This is a genomic window from Rhizobacter sp., assembly GCF_031412075.1.
In the GTDB taxonomy this organism is placed as follows: Bacteria; Pseudomonadota; Gammaproteobacteria; order Burkholderiales; family Burkholderiaceae_C; genus Rhizobacter.
This window is the reverse complement of the sequence record NZ_JANOCG010000472.1, coordinates 1-3,756: the sequence shown is the minus strand read 5'-3', so window position 1 is coordinate 3,756 and position 3,756 is coordinate 1. Positions and strand designations below refer to the sequence as shown.

Annotated in this window: 3 protein-coding genes and 1 pseudogene; 2 read left to right on the top strand and 2 right to left on the bottom strand. The window is 65.8% G+C overall.

Annotated elements, in window-relative coordinates:
* Positions 1–219, top strand: a pseudogene (locus RMO40_RS17815) (hypothetical protein); the annotation flags it as partial.
* Between the two features lie 11 nt (positions 220–230).
* A complete protein-coding gene (locus tag RMO40_RS17810; protein ID WP_309724292.1) occupies positions 231–1,826 on the top strand; it encodes a caspase family protein in 1,596 nt (531 codons plus the stop codon).
* Positions 1,827–2,023: 197 nt separating this feature from the next.
* Here RMO40_RS17810 and RMO40_RS17805 read toward each other — a convergent pair whose 3' ends face one another.
* Positions 2,024–3,319 (bottom strand): TIGR02270 family protein, encoded by a 1,296-nt coding sequence (locus tag RMO40_RS17805; RefSeq protein WP_309724290.1) that lies wholly within the window; start codon positions 3,317–3,319, stop codon positions 2,024–2,026.
* On the bottom strand, positions 3,316–3,756 hold a 441-nt coding region (locus tag RMO40_RS17800; protein WP_309724289.1), incomplete at its 5' end, for a hypothetical protein. The genes RMO40_RS17805 and RMO40_RS17800, both read right to left, overlap by 4 nt.

Here is a 3,756-nt window from a genome sequence, read left to right as displayed (position 1 = left end):
GCGGCCAACCCCGGCCTCATCGAACGCGGCGTCACGCTCGCGGGCAACGAGGCGGTGAGCACCGTGCGTGGTGCGGCCGAGGGCGTGGTGCCGTATCGCAAGTGGGTGCGCAAGATCACCGGCGCCGAGCGCTACAGCCAGGACGTGGCTGCTGCCATCGCCGCCGGCACGGTGCGCCGCGCCTACCTCAAGGGCCAGCACGTGGCGCGCAGCTGCTGACACATCGCATCATGGTGGGGCTGCCCAGACTCCTGATCGGCTGGGTGGCCTTTGCGCTGTGTGCCTTGAGCGGCTTCGACGCGCAGGCCCAGAAGCAGGCACAAAAGCGGGTGGCCCTGCTGGTGGGCAACGCGACCTACGCCGCAGCGCCCCTGGCCAACCCGGTGAACGACGCGACCGACCTGGCCGCCGCGCTCAAGGCGCGCGGCTTCGAGACGGTGGTGGCGCTCAACAGCAGCAAGCGTGAATTCAATGAACGTGTGCGTGTCTTTGCCGACAAGATCACGCCGGGCACGGTGGCCTTGTTCTACTACGCCGGCCACGGCGTGCAGGTGGGAGGGCGCAACTACATCCTGCCGGTCGACGCCAAGGTGCAGACCGAGGCCGACGTGGTCGAGCAGGGCGTGGAGATCGACTCGGTGCTGCAGCGCCTGGAAGGCAAGGCTGCGGCCATCAACCTGGTGATCCTCGACGCCTGCCGCAACAACCCGTTCACCTCGGCCAAGGGCGCGGGGCTGGCCTCCATCGATGCGCCCAAGGGCAGCCTGGTGGCGTTTGCCACCTCACCCGGCAGGGTCGCGCTCGACGGCAAGGGGCGCAACGGCGTCTACACCAAGCACCTGCTGGCGAACCTGAATGCGCCGGGGCTGCGGGTCGAAGACGTGTTCAAGCGTGTGCGGGTGGGCGTGACCGAAGAATCCCAGGGCCAGCAGGTGCCCTGGGAAAACACCTCGCTCGTCGGCGACTTCTACTTCGTGCCGCCGAGTGTCGATGTTTCGGCGTCGACCACGCTCGACTCCGAGCAGCAGCGCATGCAACTGGCCATCGCCACGCGCAACAAGCCGGAGCTGCGCCGGTACCTCGAGCTGTCGCCCACCGGCAAGCTGCGCACGCAGGTGGCCGCCGCTTATGAAGGGCTGATCGCCACCGAGCCGACCCGCCTGGCCGTGGAGCCGGCTTATGTGCGCGACTGCCCCGATTGCCCGCAGCTGGTGACCCTGGGTGGCACGCGCGCGATCGGCGCCTTTCCGGTCACCGTGGCCGACTACGAGCACTGCGTGCGCGCCAAGGTCTGCGAGCCGCGTGACGTGGCCGAGCTCGGCGCCGACAAGTACCCGGCCATCAACGTGAGCTGGCACGACGCCGTGAAATTCACCCAGTGGCTGAGCCAACGCACGAAGAAGAAGTACCGCCTGCCCACCGATGCCGAATGGGCTGCCGCGGTGGAGGAGGGCCGCTACGTCGGTGAAGGCAAGACACGCCAGGCCGTGCCGTTTGTCGAGTGCCGCTCGGCCAACGGCTACGACCGCTCGGCCGCCATCGTCTCGGCCTTTCCGTGGCGCGAGGCCGCCTGCAACGACGGCTTCCCGCAGACCTCGCCGGTGGGGCTGTTCTTGCCCAACTCGATTGGCATGTACGACTGGGCGGGCAATGTGTGGCAGTGGACGTCGAGCTGCGCCGACGCCAAGAATCCGCCGTGTGAGAAGTACATGCTGAAGGGCGGCAGCTGGGCATCGCCGTCTTCTTCACTCACACCGAAGGCGACGCTGAGCGCAGAGCCTGCGCTGCAAGGCAGCACCATGGGCTTTCGGGTCTTTCGCGAATAGCTGATCTCTCCCTCGATGGGGGAGGATTTCAGTGCAAGATTGGTTGACTCCACCACAGCCAAGCCGCCACGGCGCTAAAGATGAGGCCGACGATCAGCCATGCCCGGGCTTGAGGCACCAGGCTGCCGGCGCGTTGGTATCGCCAAGCCGCCAACGCGAGGAAAAGCGGGCCAAGAATCGACATGATCAAGCGCGCGTCAACGCTCGGCATCGCGTTCTCCGATCATCTGTGCCAGTGCGCGTTGTTGACGCCAGGCTGGTGCAGCGGTGTTGAAGAGCGGCGTACCCGGTCGCAAGAGGCATAGGTATTCGGCTGCGGCCATGCGCTGGCGCTGGAAGGCCGTGCCAAGCACCGACACGCAATGCGTAGGCGTAGGCGGTTCACCCATGAAGTTGCGCGTGCCGGCAACGAAACGGTGGCTGTTGGTTTGCCACCAGGCGGCGAGTTTGTGCGGATCGGGCCAGGGCAGGTTGTCGTCTTCCTCCATGGCCACCGCGCTGTCTTCCGGGTCGTCGCTGGGGCCAAGCTCAAAATCTTCAGGGGGCTGGCGGTCGAGGTCCAGATAGGCAAGGTCGAGGCCGGTAATGAGGCTGAACGATTCACCGGCGACTCGAGCCTGCTGGGGGTCGTTCATCTGCTTGAGCAACCAGGGAACGTAGTGAACGTCGCCGGCTGTGCCAATGCCGCGAATCGCTGCGCGCAACATGTTTTCATCTTGCGCCAAGGCTTTGAGCAGAGCGTGTGCCTCTGTGGGTGCCAGCACCTTGAGCACCAGCGCGAGCGCGGCGCTTTGCCGCGCCCCTGCGCTACGCGCAAGGACGAGCAGTGCGGCCACCGAGGCCACGCGGTCGCCCAACAGCAGCGCAGCGCGAGCGGCCTGGTAGTGGCAGGTCGGGTCGTCTGCGGTCAGCAACGCCAGACAAGCGGGCAGGAGGTCGACACGGCCGCATTGCGCCGCCACGCGCAGCGCGCGTGCGCGCAGTTGCGCATCAGCGTGGGTCAACGCCTCCGTGAGCGCCGTTCCGGGATCGACGTGATGCATGGCGCAGGCCGCCAGGGCCACCTGGCGCTGAAATGCACTGGCAGAAGTGAGCAGTGCCCCAGTGATACCGCGCAGGCTGGCTGCTGGCGCCCAGCCAAATGCGGAGATGAGCCCGGCCTGCGCCGCCGGCAGCGATTCGGCCAGCGCCAGCAGTTTGTCGAGGGTCGCGGTGTCCTTGGCTTCAAGGGCGCTGCTCGCCGCGGCAAAGAGTTCGCCCGGGCCGGGGGACGCCAGCGCTGCCGTGCAGATTTCGCGGCCCGGCGCGCCGGCTACGCTCAAGCCGTCGAGGTGAGCTGCAATGCGCTCGTCAAGTCGGGCCAGGTGCAGCAAACCGGCGTGCGGTGCTCGCACCAGAAAGCTGCGGGTGGCACGCAGGTGGGCGGCTTCATCAGCGTGCTGTTGCACGACGATGGAGATTGGCAGGCGTGCAGAAGCAAGCGTGAAGGTCATACTCGCGCAGCGACTCTGACAGCGAGCGCTTTTTGCAGGTCTGCGAGCTTGTGCGTGTAGTGTTTCTTGGCGGGCACGAAGCGGATGCGTGTCAGTGCGGGGTGCTCCAGCACTGGAGTCAAGTCGCCGTCAACGCATTCCCAGAAGAACAAGTCGTTCAGCTGCTTAAGCTGCCCGATGAAATGCAGCGACTCCAGCTTCGAGGCGAACATCGTGCGCAGTGCGTCGATCCGGAGCTCGTTGAAGTCTGTCCAGCCGCACTTTTCTACATGCAAATCTGTGAGCGCCTTGAGCTTGTTGATCTCCTTGCCCACTTGCAGGGCAGGCAGTTCTTGCATCATCAGCGTCTGGAGGCTCGACAGCTTGCACAACGGTTCGATGTCTCTCAATTTCTTGGATGCATTGAAGCGAACCGAGGTGGCGCTGATGTCGCCAAT